General features: G+C 62.0%; 22 protein-coding genes. 18 read left to right on the top strand and 4 right to left on the bottom strand.

Features of this window, described 5'->3' with window-relative positions; all coding sequences use genetic code 11:
• Positions 1-10: 10 nt before the first annotated feature.
• The 3 genes from BMY45_RS15645 to BMY45_RS15635 all read left to right on the top strand — a co-directional run bounded on the left by BMY45_RS15645 (position 11) and on the right by BMY45_RS15635 (position 1,585).
• Positions 11-793 carry an MlaA family lipoprotein gene (locus tag BMY45_RS15645; RefSeq protein ID WP_092399117.1) on the top strand — a complete coding sequence of 261 codons (783 nt, stop codon included), beginning with the start codon at positions 11-13 and terminating at the stop codon, positions 791-793.
• Positions 793-1,029, top strand: coding sequence for a hypothetical protein (locus BMY45_RS15640; RefSeq protein WP_092399115.1), 237 nt, complete (start codon positions 793-795; stop codon positions 1,027-1,029). Before BMY45_RS15645 ends, BMY45_RS15640 begins: the two co-directional genes overlap by 1 nt.
• Positions 1,030-1,105: 76 nt before the next feature.
• The gene (locus BMY45_RS15635; RefSeq protein WP_092399113.1) at positions 1,106-1,585 is read left to right on the top strand and encodes a VOC family protein; all 480 of its coding nucleotides are present in this window, start codon (positions 1,106-1,108) and stop codon (positions 1,583-1,585) included.
• A 197-nt stretch (positions 1,586-1,782) separates the two neighbouring features.
• Here the strand turns inward: BMY45_RS15635 and BMY45_RS15630 are convergent, their stop codons facing one another.
• On the bottom strand, positions 1,783-2,187 hold the full coding sequence (locus BMY45_RS15630) for a RidA family protein (protein ID WP_092399111.1): 405 nt from the start codon (positions 2,185-2,187) through the stop codon (positions 1,783-1,785).
• Between the two features lie 131 nt (positions 2,188-2,318).
• Between BMY45_RS15630 and BMY45_RS15625 the strand changes: the two genes are divergently transcribed.
• Both BMY45_RS15625 and BMY45_RS15620 read left to right on the top strand, forming a co-directional pair.
• Positions 2,319-3,260, top strand: coding sequence for a LysR family transcriptional regulator (locus BMY45_RS15625; RefSeq protein ID WP_092399109.1), 942 nt, complete (start codon positions 2,319-2,321; stop codon positions 3,258-3,260).
• Positions 3,261-3,278: 18 nt separating this feature from the next.
• Positions 3,279-3,671 (top strand): GFA family protein, encoded by a 393-nt coding sequence (locus BMY45_RS15620; protein WP_092399107.1) that lies wholly within the window; start codon positions 3,279-3,281, stop codon positions 3,669-3,671.
• 15 nt (positions 3,672-3,686) lie between these two features.
• On the opposite strand, the gene BMY45_RS15615 is transcribed toward BMY45_RS15620, so the two are convergent.
• The 3 genes from BMY45_RS15615 to BMY45_RS15605 all read right to left on the bottom strand — a co-directional run bounded on the left by BMY45_RS15615 (position 3,687) and on the right by BMY45_RS15605 (position 6,855).
• On the bottom strand, positions 3,687-5,147 hold the full coding sequence (locus BMY45_RS15615; protein WP_092399105.1) for an aldehyde dehydrogenase family protein: 1,461 nt from the start codon (positions 5,145-5,147) through the stop codon (positions 3,687-3,689).
• A 141-nt stretch (positions 5,148-5,288) separates the two neighbouring features.
• A complete protein-coding gene (locus tag BMY45_RS15610) occupies positions 5,289-5,729 on the bottom strand; it encodes a RidA family protein (protein WP_092399103.1) in 441 nt (146 codons plus the stop codon).
• Positions 5,719-6,855: a DSD1 family PLP-dependent enzyme gene (locus BMY45_RS15605; RefSeq protein ID WP_092399101.1), complete on the bottom strand. Its 1,137-nt coding sequence runs from the start codon at positions 6,853-6,855 to the stop codon at positions 5,719-5,721. Before BMY45_RS15605 ends, BMY45_RS15610 begins: the two co-directional genes overlap by 11 nt.
• A gap of 94 nt (positions 6,856-6,949) precedes the next feature.
• Between BMY45_RS15605 and BMY45_RS15600 the strand changes: the two genes are divergently transcribed.
• The 13 genes from BMY45_RS15600 (at position 6,950) to BMY45_RS15540 (ending at position 22,538) form a co-directional block, all read left to right on the top strand.
• Positions 6,950-7,834 (top strand): LysR family transcriptional regulator, encoded by an 885-nt coding sequence (locus BMY45_RS15600; protein WP_092399099.1) that lies wholly within the window; start codon positions 6,950-6,952, stop codon positions 7,832-7,834.
• Between the two features lie 453 nt (positions 7,835-8,287).
• Positions 8,288-8,956 (top strand): haloacid dehalogenase type II, encoded by a 669-nt coding sequence (locus BMY45_RS15595; RefSeq protein WP_092399097.1) that lies wholly within the window; start codon positions 8,288-8,290, stop codon positions 8,954-8,956.
• 35 nt (positions 8,957-8,991) lie between these two features.
• Positions 8,992-10,266: an NAD(P)/FAD-dependent oxidoreductase gene (locus BMY45_RS15590; protein ID WP_092399095.1), complete on the top strand. Its 1,275-nt coding sequence runs from the start codon at positions 8,992-8,994 to the stop codon at positions 10,264-10,266.
• 86 nt (positions 10,267-10,352) lie between these two features.
• Positions 10,353-11,996, top strand: coding sequence for an ABC transporter substrate-binding protein (locus tag BMY45_RS15585; protein WP_092399093.1), 1,644 nt, complete (start codon positions 10,353-10,355; stop codon positions 11,994-11,996).
• A gap of 45 nt (positions 11,997-12,041) precedes the next feature.
• A complete protein-coding gene (locus BMY45_RS15580; protein WP_092399091.1) occupies positions 12,042-12,998 on the top strand; it encodes an ABC transporter permease in 957 nt (318 codons plus the stop codon).
• Entirely contained in the window at positions 12,995-13,870 is an 876-nt protein-coding gene (locus BMY45_RS15575; protein WP_092399089.1) for an ABC transporter permease, read from the top strand. The genes BMY45_RS15580 and BMY45_RS15575 overlap by 4 nt, the downstream gene beginning before the upstream one ends.
• Before the next feature lies 1 nt (position 13,871).
• Complete coding sequence (locus BMY45_RS15570; RefSeq protein WP_092399087.1) at positions 13,872-15,716, top strand: ABC transporter ATP-binding protein; 1,845 nt, start codon at positions 13,872-13,874, stop codon at positions 15,714-15,716.
• Positions 15,713-16,021 carry a (2Fe-2S)-binding protein gene (locus BMY45_RS15565; protein ID WP_092399085.1) on the top strand — a complete coding sequence of 103 codons (309 nt, stop codon included), beginning with the start codon at positions 15,713-15,715 and terminating at the stop codon, positions 16,019-16,021. Before BMY45_RS15570 ends, BMY45_RS15565 begins: the two co-directional genes overlap by 4 nt.
• Positions 16,003-17,394 carry an FAD/NAD(P)-dependent oxidoreductase gene (locus BMY45_RS15560; protein WP_092399083.1) on the top strand — a complete coding sequence of 464 codons (1,392 nt, stop codon included), beginning with the start codon at positions 16,003-16,005 and terminating at the stop codon, positions 17,392-17,394. The genes BMY45_RS15565 and BMY45_RS15560 overlap by 19 nt, the downstream gene beginning before the upstream one ends.
• A complete protein-coding gene (locus tag BMY45_RS15555; protein ID WP_092399081.1) occupies positions 17,391-18,545 on the top strand; it encodes an NAD(P)/FAD-dependent oxidoreductase in 1,155 nt (384 codons plus the stop codon). The genes BMY45_RS15560 and BMY45_RS15555 overlap by 4 nt, the downstream gene beginning before the upstream one ends.
• Positions 18,542-19,699, top strand: a complete 1,158-nt coding sequence (gene argE, locus BMY45_RS15550) for an acetylornithine deacetylase (protein WP_092399079.1) — start codon at positions 18,542-18,544, stop codon at positions 19,697-19,699. The genes BMY45_RS15555 and argE overlap by 4 nt, the downstream gene beginning before the upstream one ends.
• Before the next feature lie 261 nt (positions 19,700-19,960).
• A complete protein-coding gene (locus BMY45_RS15545; RefSeq protein ID WP_092399077.1) occupies positions 19,961-21,418 on the top strand; it encodes an NAD-dependent succinate-semialdehyde dehydrogenase in 1,458 nt (485 codons plus the stop codon).
• 40 nt (positions 21,419-21,458) lie between these two features.
• The gene (locus tag BMY45_RS15540) at positions 21,459-22,538 is read left to right on the top strand and encodes a tartrate dehydrogenase (RefSeq protein WP_092399075.1); all 1,080 of its coding nucleotides are present in this window, start codon (positions 21,459-21,461) and stop codon (positions 22,536-22,538) included.
• Positions 22,539-22,762: the final 224 nt, after the last annotated feature.

Here is a 22,762-nt window from a genome sequence, read left to right as displayed (position 1 = left end):
ATAGCCTTGTATGCCGATCACCAAGCCCGCTCCGCTGTTTGTTCGTTGCACTGTTGTCGTAGGACTCGTGGCATTCGCCAGCGGCTGCACCAGCACGCCCGCTGCAACCCCTGGCAGTTGTGAACATGCGAGCTACACCGTTCATGATCCGGCAGAGCCCGTCAACCGCGGCATCTTCGCCTTCAACCGGACCGTCGATGACTATGCGCTGGCCCCCGTTGCCCGCGGCTATCGCAAGCTGCCAGACGTCATGCAGACGGGCGTCCATAACTTCGTGGCGAACTTCGGTGAGCCCAAGGTCTTCATCAACGATCTGCTGCAAGGCAACGCTCAACGCTCGGTCAACACCCTGGGGCGTTTCGTCATCAACACCACGGCCGGCATCGTCGGGCTGATCGATGTGTCCGGTAAGCTCGGCATCGAGCGCCACAAGGCCGATTTCGGCCAGACATTCGGCGTCTGGAATCTCGCCCCCGGGCCGATCCTCGAACTGCCGCTGCTGGGAACGTCCAGTTTGAGGGACGCCACCGGCAGACTGCTGAGTTCTGCGGTCGATCCGTTCGGCAGCAACAGCGACACGGTCGATACGCTAGGTACGATCGATACCGTAGGCGGCATCGTCGATGGTCGTGCCGAGGCGCTCCCACTGACCGACAAATTGCGCACTCAACCGGATTACTACGTGGCGCTTCGTGACTCGGTCGCGCAGCGGCGCGCCGATTTTGTCGCCCAGGGCAAGTTGGGCGCGGTGGCGGGGGATGACGCCGCTTGCCAGGAGGGGGGAGACCGTTGATGAGTAACCCTGTATTGGTTCTGCACCGGCGAGTGAAAATCCTCGACAGAGGTATTCTGCATTGCCGGGAGATCGAACTGCAGTTGGCGCAGGACGGCCGACATCTACTGCTCAGCCGCTACCTGGAGTTGTACAGCCATGACCAGACCGGCGCGTGCGACACCCAGAATTACCGGGTGCCGCTGGCGAGCATGATTCGCTGGATGGTCAGTCATGGGGAGCGGGTGAGTGGTTAGCCCGTGTGTCCGATAGCCTTCATCCGCCAGGGACGCTGCTAGACTTAATCGTCCAGTCCTTCTCTCGGAGACCCGGATGAACAATAAAAACACGATTTGTCTCTGGTACGACGGCGCTGCGCTGGAGGCTGCGCAGTTCTACGCCGCGACGTTCCCGGACAGTGCGGTGCAGGCCGTTCATCACGCCCCCGGTGACTACCCGATGGGCAAGCAGGGCGATGTGCTGACGGTCGAGTTCACGGTGATGGGCATTCCATGCCTGGGGCTCAATGGAGGCCCGGCGTTCCAGCACAACGAAGCCTTTTCATTCCAGGTCGCGACCGATGACCAGGCCGAAACGGATCGCTTGTGGGACGCGATTATCGGCAACGGCGGCCAGGCCAGTGCCTGCGGCTGGTGCAAGGATAAGTGGGGCCTGTCCTGGCAGATCACCCCGCGCGTGTTGACCGCCGCGATAGCCAATCCCGATCAGGCAGCGGCCAAGCGCGCGTTCGAAGCCATGATGGAGATGACGAAGATCGACATCGCCGCCATCGAAGCCGCGTTAAAAGGATAACCAGCGGTCACCGCCGATTCCCTGTGGGAGCGGGCTTGCTCGCGAAAGCGGTGGGCCGGCTTGGATTGATATTGAATGTGCCGCCGTCTTCGCGAGCAAGCCCGCTCCCACCAGGAATTTGCAGTGGCCTCGAGATTCGAAACCATCGCAACCCCCTGTGGGAGCGAGCCTGCTCGCGATAGCGGTGGTTTCGGTTTCTACCCCTCGGCGGCTTCAGGCAACCTGGCAATCACCTTGATCTCGAACTGAAAACCATACAACCACGTCACCCCCACTCCCGTCAGAGTCGGATGCGGTGCGTTGCCCCAGAACTCGGGCACCACTTTCCAGATCCTCTCGAATGTCGATTCGGGGTCGACGATGAACACGGTGACGTCAACCACATCGTCAAAGGTGCAACCGGCGGCGGCTAGAATCGCCTTCAGGTTGTTGAACGCCAGCCGAACCTGGTCCTCCAGTTCCGGTTCTGGCGAGCCGTCTTCGGTGCTGCCGACTTGCCCCGATACGAATAAAAAGCCATTGGAGCGAATCGCTGGCGAATAGCGATTACGCTCATACAGGGCCTGGCGCCCGGCTGGGAAAACGACATCACGCTGTGCCATAAGTGTCTCCATCAAAGGGTCGGATTCAATCTTGAAACCACTCTAGGGGCTTGTGCCCGGACGATAAACGAGCAACCTTGGCGATCACTGTTTGTAGAATCCAAACAATCTGACGGACACATGGGGCAGCAATGGATCGTTTCGACGCGATGCAGGCATTCGTTCGAGTGGTGGAGGCGGGCAGCTTCACCAAGGCGGCCGACACCCTGCACATGAGCAAAACCACCGTGACCCAACTGGTGCAGCAACTGGAGGCACGGTTGCGCGTCAAATTGCTCAACCGCACCACGCGCAAGGTCAACGTCACCGCTGACGGCGCCGCTTATTACGAGCGGGTGATTCGCCTGCTGGCCGACATGGACGATGCCGAGACCAGCGTCTCCGGTGCCCAGGCGTTACCCCGCGGGCGCCTGCGGGTGGACGTGCCGAGCCCGCTGGCTGCAATGATCCTGGTGCCGGCCTTGCCGACGTTCTATGAGCGATATCCGGACATTCAGATCGACATGGGCGTCAGTGATCGCATCGTCGACATGCTTGATGAAAACGTCGATTGCGTGGTGCGCGGCGGTGAGTTGCGGGATCAGTCGCTGGTCGCCCGACGCGTCGGCGATCTCGCCCTGGGCGTCTTCGCCGCCCCGAGTTACCTGGCACGGTTTGGCGTGCCCGCGCATCCGCGAGAACTGGAGGATTCGCACCATCGCACCGTGGGTTTCCTGTGGGCGCGCACTGGCAAATCCCTGCCCTACGCGATGCGCCGTGACGCTGAGCTGCTTCACGTCAAAGGGCGCTACGCGCTGGCCATTGACGACGGCAATGCCTACCTCGCGGCGGGTTTGGCGGGGTTGGGCGTGCTCTGGCTGCCCGAGTACATGTCCCGAGCCCATCAGGCGCGAGGTGATTTGGTGGCGCTGTTCGAAGACTGGCACCTCGAGCCGATGCCGCTTTATCTGGCCTACCCGCCAAACCGGCACATCAGCGCCAAGTTGCGGGTGTTCATCGAATGGGTCGTGGAGTTGATGGCGCAGCATGCGCCTGTCATCGACCGATCCGGGTTAATAAAACCGACCGCATGACTGCAGAGGAGACACACCATGGACCCATTCACCGGCGGTTGTCTGTGCGGCAACGTTCGCATCCAGGCCTCGGGGCGCCCGTATCGGGTTGGCCTCTGCCACTGCCTCGATTGCCGCAAGCATCACGGGGCGCTGTTCTACGCCTCTGCGGTGTTCCCCCAGGATGCCGTGACCATCGAGGGTGAAACCCGGGACTACGCCGGGCGTTTCTTCTGCCCGCGCTGCGGCTCGTCGGTGTTCGCCCGTACCGGCGACGAGATTGAAGTGAACCTGGGAACGCTGGATGCCCCGGATCAACTGATGCCCACCTACGAAAGCTGGACCGTGCGCCGTGAATCCTGGTTGCCGGCGTTTCCGTTCACCAGGCACTACCCGCATGATCGTGAGGGCACGGGGCGCTTCGAAGAGTAGGCGCGCTCGCGGGACTTAGCCGAAGCCCACAATCGCCTTGATCTCCAGGTACTCCTCGAACCCATGGAGACCATACTCACGACCATTGCCGGAGCGCTTGTAGCCACCGAACGGCGCCATCGGATTCCACGCCGGATAGTTCAACAGCACTTGCCCTGCGCGGATGCGCGACGCAACGCTGCGCGCCTGTTCAAGGTCCTGACCCTGAACATGCGCGCCCAGCCCATAGACGGTGTCGTTAGCGATGGCGACCGCTTCATCCACCGTGTCATAGGGAATGATGCACAGCACCGGGCCGAAGATTTCTTCCTGGGCGATGCGCATGGCGCTGTCCACCTCGGAGAACACCGTCGGGCGAGTATAGAAGCCTTTTTCAAAGCCCTGCACGCGGCCTGGCCCACCACACAGCAGTTTTGCGCCCTCGTTCAGGCCCACTTCGATCATGGCCTGCACGCGATTGAACTGGGCTTGATTGGCGATGGGACCGAGGATGGTTTCTTCCGATTGCGGATCACCGACGATGATCGCATTGGCGGTGGCGGCCGCCAGGGCTTCGACCTGGGCCAATCGGTTCCTTGGCACGATCATGCGGGTCGGTGCGCTGCACGACTGGCCGACATTGCGAAACGCCGACATCACCCCCGGTGGCACGGCTTTGTCGAAGTCAGCGTCTGGCAGCAGCACATTCGGCGACTTGCCGCCCAACTCCTGGGTCACGCGTTTCACCGTCGGGGCGGCCGCCTGGGCCACCAGCGCGCCTGCGCGGTTCGAGCCGGTGATGGAGATCATGTCGATATCAGGATGCGCCGCCATGGCCGCACCGACCTCGGCACCGCTGCCGTTCACCAGGTTGAAGACCCCGGGAGGCAGGCCGGCGTCATGCACCAGTTGCGCGAAGAGCAGGGCGCTCAGGGGCGACAGTTCGCTGGGTTTGAGAACGACCGTGCAACCTGCCGCAATGGCCGGAGCGACTTTTGCGGTGATCTGATACAGCGGCCAGTTCCACGGCGTAATGAGCCCGCAGACGCCGATGGGTTCGCGGGTAATGGCTGTGCCGCCTTCGACCTTCTGGAAACAATAGTCGGACAGCACATCACGGGCCACGCGCACGTGTTCGGCCGCCAGCGGCACTTGCATCGCCCGGGCAAAACCGATGGCCGCGCCCATTTCCAGAGAGAGCGCCTGGGCCAGCGCCTCCTTTCGTTCAAGGATCAGTTCATGGATTCTGCCGATCACCAGCGCGCGCGAAGCAGGCGAAGTCGAGGACCAGCCGGGGAAGGCCGCACGCGCCGCCGCGACCGCCCGATCAACATCCTCGCACGACCCTTGGGCGACGTGGGCAACAACCTCTTCGGTGGCCGGGTTGATCACCGGCAACGTGGCCGCATGTGCCGGGGACGACCAGTCACCATTGATATAAAGCTGTCGGGTTGTGTGCGGGTCGAGGGTGTAGCTGTTCGAAGATCGGGTTGTCATCCAACGGGCTCCCATAGAGCGTTTATGGCATGGCCTGCGGCAGATCGTTATGCCGTGTCTGCTCAATAAACTAACAAAGCGGCCCTGATCAGTTGTGCCGTTCTCGACCTTGGCAAAGGAGAATCTGCTGTATCTGGCGCGCTAACTTGGCAAAAACGTATCTGTACCCATTGCCGGTTGCCCATTGCCCGTTGCCGACACGCGCGCCAGCGCTTCGACTTCAATCAGGTAGCCATGATGCAGCGCCGGGACGGGCACCACGGCGCGTGCGGGGCGGTGCTCGCCCAGATAGCGGGCATAGATTCGGTCGAAGGCCGGCCAGTGTTCGATGCCGGCGACATAGACCGTCACCTTCACCAGATCGCTTGGGCCCCGGCCTGCGGCGTCGAGAATCGCCAGCAGGTTTTCCAGGGCGATGGCAGCTTGGACCTCGAAGGGCTGGTCGACGCTGTGGCTGCCATCGGCGCGCACCGGCAATTGCCCGGACACATACAGGACGCCCTGGTACGACAGCGCCTGGGCGTAATGTCCACCCGGCGCTGCGGCGTGGGTGGTATGGATAAACCCAATCTCACCAGCCATGCAGACGACTCCAGTTGTGCACTTGGCCCGTGGCATCACAGGCGAGGTAATGAGGGAACTGTGCGCCAGTGGCACATGCATGGTTGGGCAGGATGCGCAGGCGGCTGCCGATGGGAAACCGCGCGGTGATATCCACGTGTTCGGCGTTCGTCAGGGTGATGATGCCGTGCTCCTGATTAGCGCTGGTGAGCAGCGCGCCGTCGATCCAGTCGCCGGTTTCGCTACACACCTGTCCATAGCCGAAGTCCCGTGACTGGCGCTGCGTACCCCGGTCACGACTCATGGCCATCCAGCCGGCATCGGTGATGATCCAGCCTTTTTCCTGTTGATGACCGATGACGGTGGTCAGCACGCTCAGCGCCAGTTCGCTTGCCTGGCAGACGCCGACGTTGTGCATCACCAGGTCGCAGAATACATAGACGCCTGCGCGAACTTCGGTGACGCCTTCCAGGTTCTGTGCCGACAGCGCCGTGGGCGTGGAGCCGATGCTCACCTCAGGGCAGGCCAGCCCGGCTTCGCGAATGCGTTGGGCAGCGCGCACGCAAAGGTCGCGTTCCTGTGTGGCCAAGGCTTGCAGCGCTTGGGGTGTATCGAGTTCATAGCTGGAGCCGGCGTGGGTCATCACGCCGCAAAGCTGCATGCCGCCTTCATCAAGTAACCGGGCGATGCCCACGAGTGAATCGTCCTCGACCCGCACGCCGGACCGATGGCCGTCGCAATCGATCTCGATCCAGACCTCGAACCGCTCATCGTGCTGCTGGCCGAAATCGACGATGGCCTGGGCCGCCGTCAGGCTGTCCGTGAGGATGCTCAAACGACAGCCTTGGCGCCTGAGCGTCAGGGCCTGGGCCAGTTTGCCGGGCGCCATGGCCACGGCGTAGAAAATGTCCTGGATGCCGGCCGCGAAACAATGTTGCGCCTCCTTCAAGGTAGACACGGTGACGCCGCTGGCGCCTGCGGCGATCTGCGCCTGGATCACGGGCAGGCATTTGCTGGTCTTGATGTGGGGCCGTAAACGCACACCCAAGGTGTCCATGCGTTGCTGCATGCGCTGGATGTTGCGCTGCATGCGCGGTACATCAATGAGCGCGGCAGGGGTATCAAGGAGGGGAATTGAGGCGGTCATGAGCAGCACTCGGTGGATGGGGACAGGGCGACTCTACTCAGTCGTCGTGAAGTCGTGGTTCAATGCTGTGTCATCAATCATTAAGTTGAACTGAATGATTAGCGTCGAAGACCTGCGCATGGCCGTGACGCTGGCGCGCTCCGAGTCGTTGAGCGCAGCGGCCAGGGCCCTCAATGTCTCGCCACCTGCGTTGTCCATGCGCTTGCGCAAACTGGAGACACTGCTCGGCCTGACCCTGGCCAACCGCGATGCCCGGCGCTTGAGCCTCACCGCCGATGGCGAGCGCTTCTCCCGCCAGAGTGCGCTGTTGCTGGAGCAACTGGAGGCGCTTCCCGAGTCGTTCAAACAGCCGGACAATCAACTGGCTGGCACCCTCAGGCTGGCGGCGCCGTTCGGCTATGGACGGCAACGCATCGCGCCGTTGCTGGCGCGTTTTGCCAGGTTGCACCCACAGTTGTGCCTGCACCTGGATCTACGGGAAACGCCCTGGCCCGATCGTCACGACAGTGATGCGGTGATTCACATCGGCAACCTCAGCGACAGCCAGTGGGTTGCCCGGCCCCTGAGCCACAATGCTCGCTGGTTATGCGCCAGCCCCGCCTACCTGGAGCGGCACGGCACGCCGTCTTCACCGGAGCAACTGGCTGAGCACCGCTGTATTTGCATTCGCGAAAACGATGAGGACGTCACGCTGTGGCATCTGCGCAATGAGCAGGAACGCAAGACCCTGCGCATCCAGCCAGCCTTGCTGAGCAACGACGGCAGTGTGGCCCGACGCTGGGCCGAAGAGGGGTTGGGCCTGATGCTGCGCTCGCAATGGGATGTCAGCAGAGCCATCGCCGATGGCAACCTGGTCCGGGTGCTCGCCGATTGGCAATTCGACAGCGCACCGATCAACCTGCTGGTGCCGTCGCGCAAAGTTCGCAGCGCACGGGTGCAGGCGTTGGTGAGTTTTCTTGAGGCTGAGTTGAAAGCCTGAACAATAAGGTTCCTTACAGACCTGCCGCCATCGCGAGCAGGCTCGCTTCCACAGGGGAACTGGGGTGGTCGGTGATTTCCGGGCCAGCATAAATCCTTGTGGGAGCGAGCCTGCTCGCGATGGCGGCGGCCCGTTCAAGATAAAGGCTGGAACGGCCCGCCGCAGGCGTAGATTCTGCCGCAAAGTGGCCTTCACCGCGTCGCCAGACGCACCATAACTGTCCGCAAACCCACAGAAACACGGGTGCAACGCCCGCCTCTGGAGCATCCCGCAAAGTCTGCTGAGCGAACCCTGCAAAACGGTGGTTTGTACCAAGCGGCCGGTATTTTTAACCGTTTATCCACGGTCTCATGGTGTTGTAATAAAAACGTGATGCAGCGTTGTACCGATGCTTCACGAACGGCATCAATGTTTGCCTCGTCATGCCTTCAACAACAACTCAGGACCGCACTCATGAGCTTTCTTCGACCCAAGTACATCACCTTCGACTGCTACGGCACGTTGACCAACTTCCAGATGGGCACCATGACTCGCGAACTGTTCGCTGATCGTGTCGATGCCGGGCAGATGGACCAGTTCGTCAAGGATTTCTCCGCTTATCGTCTGGATCAGGTGATGGGCGAGTGGCGGCCCTATGATGAAATCATCAAGACGTCCCTGATGCGGGTCTGCAAGCGCTGGGGAATCGAATATCGGGGCGAAGGCCAGCTCTATTACGACGCCGTGCCAACCTGGGGCCCTCACGCCGATGTACCGGCGGGTCTGTCGAAAATCGCCGACAAGATTCCATTGGTGATTTTCTCCAACGCGATGGACGAACAGATCATGTCCAACGTCGACAAGCTCGGCGCGCCTTTTCATAAAGTCTTCACTGCCCAGCAGGCCCAAGCCTACAAGCCGCGCCTGGCCGCTTTCGAATTCATGCTCGATAACCTCGGCTGCGGGCCGGAGGATGTGTTGCATGTCTCGTCCAGCTTCCGCTACGACCTGATGTCGGCCCACGACATGAAGATCAAGAACAAGGCCTTCGTGGCCCGTGGTCATGAGCAACCGGCGAACGCTGTGTATGGCTACCACCAAATCCCGGACATCGGCGGTTTGGCCGCTCTGGTCGGGCTCTGAGTTGAGCGCACTCTTCAAGGTGAAAGGGGTTAGACATGGGCAGTGAGTCTTACTGGCTCGATACCGCACCGGCCTTCACTGGTGCCCAGCTCGGCGGTTTGCCCGGGCGGGTCGACGTGGCCATTGTCGGGGGCGGTTTCACCGGCCTGGCGGCGGCCCGGGCCCTGGCCTTGAAGGGGGCCAGCGTGGCAGTGCTGGAAGCGGGCAGGGTGATTGGCGAAGCGTCGGGGCGCAATGGCGGTCAATGCAACACCGGCGTTGCCCAGGACTACGCGTCACTTAGCGCCAGCCTCGGCGCCGATAAAGCGCGGGCTTATTACCAGGCCTATGAAAGCGCCGTACAGAGTGTGGTTTCGCTGGTGGAGCAGGAAGCGATTGCCTGCGACCTCACTCGCCACGGCAAGCTCAAACTGGCCGCCAAGGCGTTGCACTACGAAGGATTGGCGCGCACCTGTGAGTTGATCCGCAAGGAAGTCGACGCCGACGTTGAGTTGCTGTCCGCCCAAGAGACTCGGGCGGAGGTCAATTCGGCCCAGTTTCACGGTGGCCTGCTGCAGCGCAACGGCGTGCAGATGCATGTCGGGCGCTTCGGTGTCGGCCTGGCCGAGGCGGCCTCGCGTCACGGGGCGTTGGTGTTCCAGGGTGTGGCGGTGAAGGACTGGAAGGCCAGCGCTGGTGGCTATCAGGTCAACACCAGCAAAGGCGCGCTGCAGGCCTCGCAGATCCTGCTGGCTACCGGCACGTGTCAGCAAGGTGGATTGGGCTGGTACCGGCGGCGAATCGTACCGGTGGGCAGCTTTGTTATCGCCACCGAGGTGCTACCCCAGGAGCTGATTGACAGCTTGCTGCCGGCACGCCGCTCCTACGTCACCAGCCGCATGATCGGTAACTATTTTCGCTTGACTCCGGACAACCGGCTGCTGTTTGGCGGTCGGGCGCGGTTTGCCATGTCCGACAGCGTTTCCGACGCCAAGAGCGGCAAGGTGCTGCAAGCGGCGATGGTGCAGATGTTCCCGCAGTTGGCCGACGTCAGGATCGACTATTGCTGGGGCGGGCTGGTGGACATGACGTCCGATCGTTTACCTCGCGCCGGCCAGCATGGAGGGGTGTATCACTCCATGGGCTACAGCGGTCACGGGGTGCAGATGTCGGTGCACATGGGGCAGGTCATGGCCCAGGTCATGGCCGGCGAGGTCGAGGCCAACCCTTGGCGCGAACTCGATTGGCCGGCCATTCCCGGGCATTTCGGCAAGCCCTGGTTCCTGCCGCTGGTAGGCGCGTATTACCGCCTGCAGGACTACCTGCACTGAGTTTCATGGCGTTGTTTGGCGTTTCAACCACGTTGCGTTAATCGTGCGCAATCGAGCCCTATCATTTTCCGAAAGGTAGAACTGACATGACTGACAACAAAAATGGCATTGAAGACCAGTTGATCACCGGTACAGAAAGCCTGCGTGTTTTCGAAGGGCTCAATCGCGGCATGTCACGCCGCAATGCATTGCAGATGCTGGGGTTGGCAGGTGTCGCCGCAGCGGGTGCCGGCAGCCTGTTCGGTGCCGCTGGCAAGTTGTTTGCCGAAGAGGCGGCAAGCCCTGGCAAAGGCAAACCGGGCGGACGTATCCGCGTCGCCGGTATCTCCAGCTCCACCGCCGACACCCTGGACCCGGCCAAAGGCTCATCGTCCACGGACTACGTGCGTCACTACATGTTCTACAACGGGCTGACGCGTTTCGACAATCACATGGTGCCGCAACTCGAACTGGCCGAGCGCATCGACACCACTGACGCGACACTCTGGGTGATTACCCTGCGCAAGGAAGTGACTTTCCATAACGGCAAGGGGCTGACCGCCGCCGACGTGGTGTTCTCCCTGTTGCGACACAAGGATCCGATCACGGGATCCAAGGTCTTGCCGCTGGCGTCGCAGTTCGCCGAGGTCAAGGCCAATGGCAGTCATGAAGTACAGATACGCCTGAGCGGCCCGAATGCCGAGCTGCCGTCGATCCTGGCGATTTCCCATCTGCTGATCGTGCCCGAGGGCACCAGCGACTTTAGCCAGGGCATCGGCACCGGTCCGTTCAAGGTCAAGGAGTTCAAACCAGGGGTGCGTTCCATTGGCGCCCGCAACACCAATTACTGGAAACCGGGTTTGCCATATCTGGACGAAATCGAGTTCATCGGTATCGGCGACGAGCCATCACGGGTCAACGCGCTGTTGTCTGGCGACGTGCAGATCATCAACGAGGTCAACCCGCGCTCGACGACTCGGATCAAGAACAGCAGCACCCATCGGGTCGTGGATTCGCCGTCGGGCAACTACACCGACCTGATCATTCGTCAGGACCAGATGCCCGGCCAAAGCCCTGAGTTCACCCAGGCCATGAAATTGCTGTTGGACCGCGAGCAGGTCAAGTCGGCGATTTTCCGCGGCTTCGCCAGGGTCGGCAACGATCATCCGATCGCGCCGGGCGCACGCTTTTACAACGCCGATCTGCCGCAACGCACCTACGACCCGGAAAAAGCACGTTTTCTGCTGAAGAAGGCGGGTATGGAAAATATCACCATGCCGGTGATGTGCTCGCCGGCTGCCACCGGCTCGGTGGATGTTGCCGTGTTGCTGCAGCAATCGGCCAAGGAGGCCGGGCTCAAGCTCAATGTCAACCGCCTGCCGAGCGATGGCTACTGGTCCAACCACTGGGCCAAGCACCCGATCAGCTTCGGCAATATCAACCCGCGACCCAATGCCGACATGCTGTTTTCGCAGTTCTTCCAGTCCACCGCACCGTGGAACGAATCGGCCTGGAAGAACCCGCAGTTCGACCAGCTGTTGGTCCAGGCTCGGGGCGAAACCGACGAGACCAAGCGCGGCAAGATGTACGCCGACATGCAGACCCTGGTGCATGACCACTGCGGCATCGGCATCCCGGTGTTCATCAGCAACATCGATGGCGTCGACCAGCGCGTCAAAGGTTACGGCACCAACCCGCTGGGCGGATTCATGGGCTACATGTTCTCCGAGCAAGTCTGGCTGGACGCCTGATGAACGCCGGGTATTGGCTGGGTGACAGGGCAGGAGGGCAGACTGATGAATAGCAGCACACTTTGGTTGATCGGCCGGCGCGTGGGCGCCGCGATCGTGACGTTGTTGATCGTCTCGATGGTGGTGTTCGCCATCACGGCGGTGTTGCCGGGAGACGCGGCGCAACAGGCCCTAGGACAGTTCGCCACGCCGGAGCAAGTGGCAGCGCTGCGGATAAAAATGGGGCTGGATCAACCCGGTGTGCTGCGCTACCTGCACTGGTTGACGAGTTTGCTCAGCGGCGACATGGGGGTGTCGGTCTCCAATGCCGTGCCGGTCAGCGAGCTGATGGCCGGACGCGTGCCCAGCACCCTGATGCTGGCGGCCGCCACAGCGCTGGTCTCGGTGCCAGTGGCACTGACCCTGGGCATTGGTTCGGCGATGGGGCGTGGTGGTCGTGTTGACAGCTTCATCAGTTTTTTTACCTTGATGATGGTGGCGGTACCGGAGTTTCTGGTTGCCACCCTGGCCGTGTTGATTTTCGCGGTGAACCTGGGTTGGCTCTCGGCGTTGTCCTATTCCAGCGAGATCACCTCGCCGTGGCAATTCATGCGCACCTACGCCTTGCCGGTCATGACCCTGTGTTGCGTGATCATCGCGCAAATGGCGCGCATGACCCGGGCGGCGGTGATCGATCAACTCGACAGCCCCTACGTGGAGATGGCCCGTCTCAAGGGTGTGAGCCCGGTGCGGGTGGTCCTGCGTCATGCGTTGCCCAACGCCATCGGGCCTATCGCCAATGCCATCGCCTTGAGTCTGTCCTACCTGCTGGGCGGGGTGGTGATCGTCGAGACAATTTTCAACTATCCCGGCATTGCCAGCCTGATGGTCGATGCCGTGACCAACCGTGATATGGCGTTGGTCCAGGCCTGCACCATGTTGTTTTGTACCGCGTACCTGACGTTGGTGTTGATTGCTGACCTGTGCGCGATCCTTTCCAACCCGAGGCTGAGAAATCAATGAACAATCTCATTGTGAAACCCCCGACCGCGGCGGTCGCTCTGGCGTTGGGCAAAGACGCTCACGCCACGTCCTGGCTTGGACTGGTGGGCGCCGCGATGTGTGTCTTCTGGTTGCTGGTGGCGATCTTCGGTCCGTGGCTGGCACCGCACCCAGTGGGGGAAGTGGTCTCTGACAATGTTTTCGACAGCCTCAGCATCGCTTATCCGTTAGGCACCGATTACCTGGGCCGCGACATGCTCAGTCGGGTTCTGGTCGGCGCACAATTCACCGTGGGCCTGGCGCTGGTGGCTGCGGTCCTGGCCAGTGGGCTGGGGACCAGTTGCGCACTGCTGTCGGTGGTATCACCCAAGTGGCTGGATGAGCTGATCAGTCGCTTGATGGACGCTTTCATTTCGATCCCGAGCAAGATGCTGGCGTTGATCATGGTCTCGGCATTTGGCTCGTCGGTGACTTTGCTGGTGTGTACGGCGGTGCTGAGCTACTCGCCGGGCGCGTTCCGTATCGCCCGCAGCATGGCGGTGAACATCGAGGCGCTGGAGTACGTGCAAGTGGCCCGCACCCGTGGCGAGCGTCGACTGTACATCGCCTGCGTGGAGATCCTGCCCAACATGCTCAACCCGGTGCTGGCGGACCTGGGCTTGCGTTTCGGCTTCATTGTGCTGCTGCTCAGCGGCATGAGTTTCCTGGGCCTGGGCGTGCAACCGCCGGATGCCGACCTGGGCTCGCTGGTGCGCGAAAATATCGGCGGCCTCAATCAGGGAGCACCGGCCATTGTGATTCCGGCCCTGGCCATCGGCACTCTGACCATCGGCGTCAATCTGTTCATCGACCGCCTGTCTTCGCGACGCAGCCGACGTACGGGAGGGCATTGAAATGAGTGAATTGATTCGAGTCGAGGACCTGCGCGTGGTCGCGTGTGGCGAACGCGGTGAGGTGGAGATCGTCAAGGGCGTGAGTTTCTCCCTGGAGAAAGGTGAAGTGCTGGCGCTGATCGGCGAATCCGGTTCCGGCAAGACCACCATCGCCCTGGCGCTGCTCGGTTATGCCCGGCGCGGTTGTCGCCTGGCCGGCGGTGTGGTGCAGATTGGCGAACATGACATGCTGGCGTTGCGCGAAAGCGAGCTGCAAGGTCTGCGCGGCAATCGTGTGTCGTATATCGCCCAAAGTGCCGCTGCGGCATTCAATCCGGCAAAAAAACTCATCGACCAGGTGGTGGAAGGGGCATTGATTCATGGGCTGGGCAGCCGGTCCGTGCTGGAAGCCAAAGCCATCGAACTGTTCCGTGACCTGGCGTTGCCCGATCCCGAGCGCATCGGCCAGCGCTATCCCCATCAAGTCTCCGGCGGGCAACTGCAACGGGTGATGGCGGCCATGGCGTTGATCAGCGATCCGCTGCTGGTGGTGCTCGATGAGCCAACCACGGCCCTCGACGTGACCACCCAGATCGACGTGCTGCGCGCCTTCAAGCGTGTTGTGCGCGAGCGGGGCGCGACGGCGGTTTATGTGTCTCACGACCTGGCGGTCGTCGCGCAGATGGCCGATCAGATCGTGGTGCTTAATGGCGGGCAGATCTTCGAGCAGAGCGCCACCGCGCCGCTGCTCAAAGGCCCGGCTCACGCCTACACCCGTAGCCTGCTGGCGGCGGCGCGGCCGGATACGACGATCCGTCCGCCCTGCGGTGTGGCCGGCGATGCGCCGCTGCTGACCATTGAGGGTTTGACCGCCGGCTACGGCAACAAGAATCCGCAGGGCATGCCGTCGATCCGGGTGCTGGAAGACATCGACCTGACCGTGCGCCGGGGCCAGGCCATCGGCGTGATCGGCGAATCGGGTTCGGGCAAATCTACCCTGGCCCGGGTGGTGGCGGGGCTGTTGAGCCCGGCACTGGGCGGGTTGACGTTTGATGGTCAACCCTTGGGTGGCAGCCTGTCCGAGCGCACCGACGAACAGTTCCGGCGCATTCAGATGGTCTTCCAGAATGCCGACACCGCGCTCAACCCGATGCACAGCGTTGGCAACATTCTAAGCCGGCCATTGAAAATGTATTTCGGCCTCAAGGGCGCGGCGTTGCGTGAGCGCATCGACGAGCTGCTGGACCTGGTGCGTTTGCCACGGGAGCTGGCCGAACGCCGTCCGAGCGAACTCTCCGGCGGGCAAAAACAGCGAGTCAACCTGGCCCGGGCGTTGGCGGCCAAACCGGACCTGATCCTCTGCGATGAAGTGACCTCGGCGCTGGACACTGTCGTCGGCGCGGCGATTCTTGAACTGCTGCGCGACTTGCGCCAGCAATTGGGGGTTTCCTATCTGTTCATCAGTCACGACATCTCCACGGTGCGGGCGCTGTGCGACGACATTGTGGTGATGTACAGCGGCCACAAGGTTCAAGAGGGCACCCGGCAGTCGTTCGCCCAGCCACCCTTCCATCCCTACACCGACCTGCTGATCCATTCGGTTCCCGAGTTGCGTCAGGGCTGGCTGGAAAGCTGCGGCACCACCACCTGCGGCACGCTCCCGTCCTTGGGCACCCAGGCCCCTGTAGCGGGGCTGTGCACCTTCCTCAATCGCTGCCCGGTGCGGGTCGATGGCCTGTGCAATCACACCGCGCCACCCCGGCGAATCATCGACGGTGGCAGTGAAGTGCTCTGCCATCACGACAGCGCCGAACTGCTCAAGAACCAACAGGATGCAAACAGCATGACCATGGGAGCCTACGCATGAACGCGCGTTTCGTGAGGTTGGCCGAGCAGGGCCGGCCCATCGTCCATTTGAAAGTCGATGGCGAACCCGTCGAAGCCTTGCAGGGGGACACACTGATGGTCGCGTTGCTGACTCGGGGCCCGGCGTTGCGTCAGTCGGAGTTCGATCCGGGCAGCCGGGCCGGTTTCTGCCTGATGGGCGCCTGCCAGGATTGCTGGGTCTGGACCCGCAGCGGCGAACGTCTGCGCGCCTGTTCCAGCGAAGTGCGTGAAGGGCTGGACATCATCACCAAGCAACCGGAGGCGATATGGCCACTGCGCGGCTGAGCAATCATCGAGTCGTCATTGTCGGCGCCGGGCCTGCCGGCATCCGTTGCGCCCAAACCCTGGTCGCGGCGGGCTTCAAGCCGGTCCTGATCGACGAAAACCGTCGCGACGGCGGACAGATCTACCGACGCCAGCCTGAAGGCTTCACCCGTAACTACGCCACGCTCTACGGCACGGAGGCGGACAAAGCGCGGGACTTGCACGAAAGCTTTGACCGTTTGCGCCCACAGATTGACTATCGTCCGGACACCCTGGTGTGGAACCTCACGCCCGGGCAACTGTGCTGCGTCAGCCAGGGCCTGCACTCGACGGTGGATTACGACGCATTGATCCTTTGCACCGGCGCCACCGACCGCTTGATGCCGATCGAGGGCTGGCAGTTGGGCGGCACGTACAGCCTCGGCGGGGCGCAGATAGCCTTGAAGGCCCAGGCGGTTTCCATCGGCCATCGCGTGGTGTTCATGGGCAGCGGACCGCTGCTGTATCTGGTCGCCAGCCAATACCTCAAGGCCGGTGCCAACGTGGCGGCGGTGCTGGACACTGCGCCGCTGGGGCTGCGCATCAAAGCTTTGCCCAAACTCATGGCGCGGCCCGGATTGCTGTTCACTGGCATGAAATTGTTGGCTCAGTTGTATCGAGCGAAAATCCCTGTGCACCTGGGTATCTCTCCATTGCAAGTGCTGGGTGAGGCGGTCAGCGGCGTCAGTGGTGTGCGGGTACGCACGGCGGCCGGTGAAACCTTGACGGTGGATTGCGACGCGGTGGCGCTGGGTTATCACTTGCGCCCGGAAACTCAATTGGCTGATCTGGCGGGCTGTGCGCTGCGTTTTGACGAGGCTTCAGGCCAATGGTGGCTGGACACGGACGAAGAGGGCCGGACCTCGGTCAGCGGCGTTTATGCCGCCGGAGATGGGGCGAAGATCCGTGGCGCTGATGCCGCCGAACACGCCGGGCGCCTGGTCGCCTTGGCGTTGTTGAGTGATTTGCAGCAACCGGTGGACGCCACGCAGGTTACCGCACAGCGTCAGGCGCTCAAGGTCATGGATCAATTTCGCCTCGGTCTGGCCCAAGCGTTTCCCTGGCCCGCCGCCCAAGCCAAGGCCTTGCCCGACGAGGCGATCGTCTGCCGCTGCGAGATGATCAGCGCCGGCGAGTTGCGCCGTACGGTCAGTGAAAAGGGCGCCTGTGAAGTCAACCGGGCCAAAGCTTTCAGCCGGGTCGGCATGGGCCGCTGCCAAGGGCGTTATTGCTCTCAGGCCGGGGCCGAAGTCATTGCCGCAGCCGCGGGTGTCCAGGTCCAGGAAGTCGGTCGGCAGCGCGGCCAGGCGCCGGTCAAACCCCTTTCGATGCTCACCCGGGAGGTGACGCCATGACGCTCAATAAAGCCGATGTGGTCATCGTCGGCGGTGGTTTGATGGGCTCGGCCGCAGCGTTTTTCCTGCGCCAGCGAGGCCAGTCGGTGATCCTGCTGGAGCGTGACCAGATCGGTCAGTACGCCAGTGGCGTGAACTTCGGCAACGTGCGGCGCCAGGGGCGATTTCTCGGCCAACTGGAGCTGGCAAACCGTTCCTGGGCGCTGTGGAAGCGCCTGCCGGAACTGATCGACGACGACCTGGAGTTCATCGCCAGCGGGCACATGCGCGTGTGTTATCGCGAGGATGAAATCGCCGAACTTGAGGCTTACGCGGCGGCGCCCGAAGCTCAACAGTTGGACTTGAAGATTTACCGAGGTAGCGAACTGCATGCGCGCTTCCCGTTCCTGGGCAAGGACGTCAAAGGCGGCTCCTACGCCCCTCATGACGGTCACGCCAACCCGCGTCTGGCGGCCCCGGCGTTTGCCAGGGCGGCGCGGCGACTTGGCGCACGCATCGAGGAGCGGACTGAAGTGGCCGAAGTGCAGAAGGTCAATGGTGATTTCAGTGTCACAACCACCGATGGCCGTCAGTTCAGCGCCGCTCAGTTGCTGATTACCGCAGGTGCCTGGGGCCAGAAACTCTCGGCGCAATTCGGTGAGCCGGTGCCGCTGGAGACTAACGGCCCACAGATGGCGGTCACCGAACCGGTGCCTTATGCCTTACCGACGGTGATCGGCGTGTACACCAAAATTCCCGAGGAAGTGATCTACTTCCGGCAGATCCCGAGGGGCAACATCGTCATTGGTGGCGGCTATCGCAGTAAACCGGACATGCTCAATCGCCGGGCTTATGTCGAGCCGCGCAGCATTCTCAATCAGCTCGATCAGATGCGGCGCCTGCTGCCGGGCGTGGGTAATCTGAACATCATTCGCGTGTGGAGCGGCATCGAAGGTTATCTGCCCGACTCCCTGCCGGTGATGGGCCCCAGCGGCAACGTGGACGGCTTGTACTATGCGTTCGGTTTCTGCGGCCACGGCTTCCAGCTCGGGCCGGGGGTTGGCGACGTCATGGCCGAGCTGATCAGCACCGGCAGTACCAGCACCTCGATCGAACCGTTCTCCATTCGCCGGTTCGCCGCCACGGCCGAGCAACGGAGCAAAGCCTCATGAAACCTCGCGTGCTAGCCATTTTTGAACGCCTGCTGGGGTTTGAAACGGTCTCTTCAGAGTCGAACATGGCCCTGATCGAATACGTGCGCGAGCTACTGCTGAGCAAGGGCATCGAGTCGCTGATCGTCAAGGATGAAAGCGGCAAGAAGGCCAACCTCTTCGCCAGTACCGGCCCACGGGAGTTGCCGGGGATTCTGCTGTCCGGGCATACCGACGTGGTGCCGGCGGCGGGGCAGGCCTGGACCGTTCCGGCGTTCCAGGCGACAGTGCGCGAGGGGCGGGTGTACGGTCGCGGCAGTTGCGACATGAAGGGGTTCATCGCCTTGGCCATCGACGCCATGCTCGACGCTGCTGACCACTCCTTGAACCGACCGCTGCAACTGGCGCTCTCCCATGATGAGGAGATCGGCTGCGTGGGCGTACGCCGCTTGCTCGACGTGCTGCACCTGGCACCGGTAAGGCCGTTTTTGTGCGTGATCGGCGAGCCGACCAACATGCAGTTCGTGCTCGGGCACAAGGGCAAAGGCTCTTATCGCACTTACTGCCGAGGCCTGGAGGCGCACTCGTCCCTGGCGCCGCGTTCGGTCAATGCGATTCATGTGGCCTGCGATTTCATCGCCGCGTTGCGCCAGAGCCAGCAGCAGTTGCAAGCGCAGGGCGCTCGGGATGCCGATTACGACGTGCCCTACAGCACCGTGCACGTCGGCCAGATTGTCGGTGGCAAGGCGCTGAACATTGTGCCGAACCTGTGCACCCTGGATTTCGAAGTGCGCAACCTGCCGGCCGATGACCTGGATCAGTTCCTGGAGCAGCTGCGCGAACACGCTGAAGTGATCGTGCGCGAGGCGAAAAAACTCTCCAGTGTGGCGGACATCGAGATCGAGACCCTGAACGTCTATCCGGGCCTCGATACTCATCCGAGCGTTGAGGCGGTGCGCTTTCTGAAGAACTTTGCCGCAGCGGACACCGGCACCGCCAAGGTTTCCTTCGGCACCGAGGGGGGGCTGTTCAAGCAGCGTCTGGATGTGCCGGTGGTGGTCTGCGGCCCGGGCTCCATCGAGCAGGCGCACAAGCCCGACGAGTTCATTGAAATCAGCCAGATGCAAGCGGGGCAGCGGTTTCTGGAAGGGTTGTTGGGATCCTTGAAACTGTAATCGACCCCAAATCATAAACAGATCCCTGTGGGAGCGGGCTTGCTCGCGAACGCGGTTTGTCAGTTAACGATGATGTCGACTGATATGCCGCTTTCGCGAGCAAGCCCGCTCCCACATGAGATCTGTGTTGATTTCGACACCTTGGTATAGCCTGCCGTCCCAGCGCAAATTTCAGCATCCAACACTGCCCAAACTCCGCTTTCAGCATCCTCATCCGCGGCATCTCCTTAGACTGGAAATACCTCGGAACAGGACGCGATCATGCTCAAGAATCAATTGAAAGACCCCAGCCTTTTAGCAGAACTCGCCTACATCAACGGGCAGTGGATCGGTGCCGATGACGCCGCCACGCTCGACGTCATCAACCCGGCCACGGGGGACGTGCTCGCTCGGGTGCCGGCCATGCAGGGGGTGGAAACCCGGCGTGCCATCGACGCCGCCGAGCGTGCCTGGCCGGCCTGGCGTGCGCGCCCGGCGGCGGAACGCGCAGTGCTGCTGGAGCGTTGGTATCAGGCCATGATCGACAACCTGGACGATCTGGCGCTGATCATGACGTTTGAGCAGGGCAAACCGCTGAACGAAGCCAAAGGCGAAATCCGCTACGGCGCCGGCTTCGCCAAATGGTTTGCCGAAGAGGCTCGCCGGGTTTATGGCGAAACCATCCCGGCGCCCAGCGGCGACCGGCGCCTGCTCACCCTCAAGCAACCGGTGGGCGTCTGCGCGGCTATCACCCCATGGAACTTTCCCAACGCGATGATTACCCGCAAGTGCGCCCCGGCGTTGGCGGCGGGTTGCCCGGTGATCGTCAAACCGTCGGACCTGACACCCTTGTCGGCCCTGGCCCTGGCGGTGCTGGCCGAGCGGGTCGGGATTCCGGCGGGGGTGTTCAACGTTGTGACCGGCATGCCCGCGGGCATCGGCGAAGAACTGACCGGCAACCCGACGGTGCGCAAGATTTCCTTCACCGGGTCCACGGCGGTCGGTCGACTGCTGATGCGCCAGAGCGCCGAACATATCAAACGCCTGAGCCTGGAACTGGGCGGCAACGCGCCGTTCATTGTGTTTGACGACGCGGACCTGGAACAGGCCGTGGCCGGGATCATGCTCAGCAAGTTCCGTAATGCCGGCCAGACCTGCGTCTGCGCCAACCGGATTCTGGTGCAGGACGGCATTTATGAGCGTTTCGCCGAACGTCTGGTGGAGGAGGTGGGCAAGCTCAAGGTCGGCAATGGCCTGGAGGCCGACGTGATGATCGGTCCGCTGATCAACATGGCGGCGGTGAGCAAAGTCGCTCGGCATATCGATGATGCGTTGAGTCAGGGCGCGCGTCTGCTCTGTGGCGGCATTCCCGAGGGTGACAGCCAGTTCGTCCAGCCCACGGTGCTTGGCGAGGCCCACGCTGGAATGTTGCTGGCCAGCGAAGAAACGTTTGGCCCGGTTGCACCGCTGATGCGCTTTACTACTGAAGAAGAGGCCTTGGCCCTTGCTAACGCCACTCCATATGGCCTGGGCGCGTACTACTTCACCCAGGACTTGCGTCGTTCATGGCGGTTTGGCGAGGCGTTGGAGTTCGGCATGGTTGGCCTTAACACCGGGATCATTTCCATGGAGGTCGCGCCATTTGGTGGCATCAAGCAGTCGGGCCTGGGCCGTGAAGGCAGCAAATACGGCCTGGATGAATACCTTGAAATCAAGGCCTTCCACATCGGGGGACTGTGATGCGTCCATTGTTTGAACACCTACCAGGGAGTCACGATTGATGAGCAAACCATTTCGAATCGCTGCCATCGCCGGTGATGGCATCGGCAAGGAAGTCCTGCCTGAAGGGCTTCGGGTATTGGAGCAGGCCGCGAAAAAATGGCAGTTGTCGTTGAGCATCGAAGTGCTCGATTGGGCTCACTGTGACTACTACCTGGAGCACGGGCAGATGATGCCCGCCGACTGGTTCGAGCAGCTCAAGGGTTTCGATGCGATCTACTTCGGCGCCGTGGGCTGGCCGGACAAAGTGCCGGACCACATTTCCCTGTGGGGCTCGCTGCTCAAGTTCCGCCGCGACTTCGACCAGTACGTGAACATTCGCCCGGTGCGGCTGTTCCCGGGCGTGCCGTGCCCCTTGGCCGGGCGAGAAGCAGGGGACATCGATTTCGTGGTGATCCGTGAGAACACCGAAGGCGAATACTCCTCCGTGGGCGGCAAGATGTTTGAAGGGACCGAGCATGAGTTCGTGCTCCAGGAGTCGGTGTTCACCCGGCGCGGCGTCGATCGGATTCTCAAGTTCGCCTTCGATCTGGCCCAGACCCGACCGCGCAAGCGCCTGACGGCGGCGACCAAGTCCAACGGGATCTCCATCAGCATGCCGTATTGGGACGAGCGCACGGCGTTGATGGCCGAGCAGTACCCGGATGTGCAATGGGACAAACAGCACATCGATATCCTGTGTGCGCGTTTCGTTCTGCAGCCGGACCGTTTTGATGTGGTGGTGGCGTCAAACCTGTTCGGCGACATCCTCTCCGACCTCGGCCCGGCTTGCGCCGGCACCATCGGCATCGCGCCGTCGGCCAACCTCGATCCGCAGCGGCGCTTCCCGTCGTTGTTCGAACCGGTGCATGGCTCGGCGCCGGATATTTATGGACAGAACATTGCCAACCCGATTGCGATGATCTGGTCCGGGGCGTTGATGCTCGATTTCCTGGGCAATGGTGATGAACGTTATCGCGCCGCCCATGACGGGATTCTCAAGGCCATTGAGCAAGTGATTGCCCAGGGGCCGATCACCCCCGACCTGGGCGGCCAGGGCTCGACTCAGGACGTTGGCATGGCCATCGTCGCAGCGCTTTGACGCTTTACTAACCTGTGACACCTTTTTGCCCGCTCACACTGCGGGCTTTTTTTTGGGGTTTGATCGCAAAATTCAAATTCACCGAAAATCCCTTTGCGGGATGGTTTCAGGATGCACATCCACCGCCAATCTCCTGTGGGAGCGAGCCTGCTCGCGAAAGCGGAGTGTCAGTTTGCGGTGATGTTGAATGTGCCGCCGCCTTCGCGAGCAAGCCCGCTCCCACA

The organism is Pseudomonas sp. NFACC39-1 (genome assembly GCF_900110355.1).
GTDB lineage: Bacteria > Pseudomonadota > Gammaproteobacteria > Pseudomonadales > Pseudomonadaceae > Aquipseudomonas > Aquipseudomonas tehranensis.
This window is presented reverse-complemented; position numbering and strand designations above follow the sequence as displayed.

What these genes read in the sequence shown, in the direction of transcription:
- BMY45_RS15645 (WP_092399117.1), top strand. Translation starts at nt 11, where the DNA reads ATGCCGATCACCAAGCCCGCTCCGCTGTTTGTTCGTTGCACTGTTGTC.
- BMY45_RS15640 (WP_092399115.1), top strand. Translation starts at nt 793, where the DNA reads ATGAGTAACCCTGTATTGGTTCTGCACCGGCGAGTGAAAATCCTCGAC.
- BMY45_RS15635 (WP_092399113.1), top strand. Translation starts at nt 1,106, where the DNA reads ATGAACAATAAAAACACGATTTGTCTCTGGTACGACGGCGCTGCGCTG.
- BMY45_RS15630 (WP_092399111.1), bottom strand. Translation starts at nt 2,187, where the DNA reads ATGGCACAGCGTGATGTCGTTTTCCCAGCCGGGCGCCAGGCCCTGTAT.
- BMY45_RS15625 (WP_092399109.1), top strand. Translation starts at nt 2,319, where the DNA reads ATGGATCGTTTCGACGCGATGCAGGCATTCGTTCGAGTGGTGGAGGCG.
- BMY45_RS15620 (WP_092399107.1), top strand. Translation starts at nt 3,279, where the DNA reads ATGGACCCATTCACCGGCGGTTGTCTGTGCGGCAACGTTCGCATCCAG.
- BMY45_RS15615 (WP_092399105.1), bottom strand. Translation starts at nt 5,147, where the DNA reads ATGACAACCCGATCTTCGAACAGCTACACCCTCGACCCGCACACAACC.
- BMY45_RS15610 (WP_092399103.1), bottom strand. Translation starts at nt 5,729, where the DNA reads ATGGCTGGTGAGATTGGGTTTATCCATACCACCCACGCCGCAGCGCCG.
- BMY45_RS15605 (WP_092399101.1), bottom strand. Translation starts at nt 6,855, where the DNA reads ATGACCGCCTCAATTCCCCTCCTTGATACCCCTGCCGCGCTCATTGAT.
- BMY45_RS15600 (WP_092399099.1), top strand. Translation starts at nt 6,950, where the DNA reads ATGATTAGCGTCGAAGACCTGCGCATGGCCGTGACGCTGGCGCGCTCC.
- BMY45_RS15595 (WP_092399097.1), top strand. Translation starts at nt 8,288, where the DNA reads ATGAGCTTTCTTCGACCCAAGTACATCACCTTCGACTGCTACGGCACG.
- BMY45_RS15590 (WP_092399095.1), top strand. Translation starts at nt 8,992, where the DNA reads ATGGGCAGTGAGTCTTACTGGCTCGATACCGCACCGGCCTTCACTGGT.
- BMY45_RS15585 (WP_092399093.1), top strand. Translation starts at nt 10,353, where the DNA reads ATGACTGACAACAAAAATGGCATTGAAGACCAGTTGATCACCGGTACA.
- BMY45_RS15580 (WP_092399091.1), top strand. Translation starts at nt 12,042, where the DNA reads ATGAATAGCAGCACACTTTGGTTGATCGGCCGGCGCGTGGGCGCCGCG.
- BMY45_RS15575 (WP_092399089.1), top strand. Translation starts at nt 12,995, where the DNA reads ATGAACAATCTCATTGTGAAACCCCCGACCGCGGCGGTCGCTCTGGCG.
- BMY45_RS15570 (WP_092399087.1), top strand. Translation starts at nt 13,872, where the DNA reads ATGAGTGAATTGATTCGAGTCGAGGACCTGCGCGTGGTCGCGTGTGGC.
- BMY45_RS15565 (WP_092399085.1), top strand. Translation starts at nt 15,713, where the DNA reads ATGAACGCGCGTTTCGTGAGGTTGGCCGAGCAGGGCCGGCCCATCGTC.
- BMY45_RS15560 (WP_092399083.1), top strand. Translation starts at nt 16,003, where the DNA reads ATGGCCACTGCGCGGCTGAGCAATCATCGAGTCGTCATTGTCGGCGCC.
- BMY45_RS15555 (WP_092399081.1), top strand. Translation starts at nt 17,391, where the DNA reads ATGACGCTCAATAAAGCCGATGTGGTCATCGTCGGCGGTGGTTTGATG.
- argE (WP_092399079.1), top strand. Translation starts at nt 18,542, where the DNA reads ATGAAACCTCGCGTGCTAGCCATTTTTGAACGCCTGCTGGGGTTTGAA.
- BMY45_RS15545 (WP_092399077.1), top strand. Translation starts at nt 19,961, where the DNA reads ATGCTCAAGAATCAATTGAAAGACCCCAGCCTTTTAGCAGAACTCGCC.
- BMY45_RS15540 (WP_092399075.1), top strand. Translation starts at nt 21,459, where the DNA reads ATGAGCAAACCATTTCGAATCGCTGCCATCGCCGGTGATGGCATCGGC.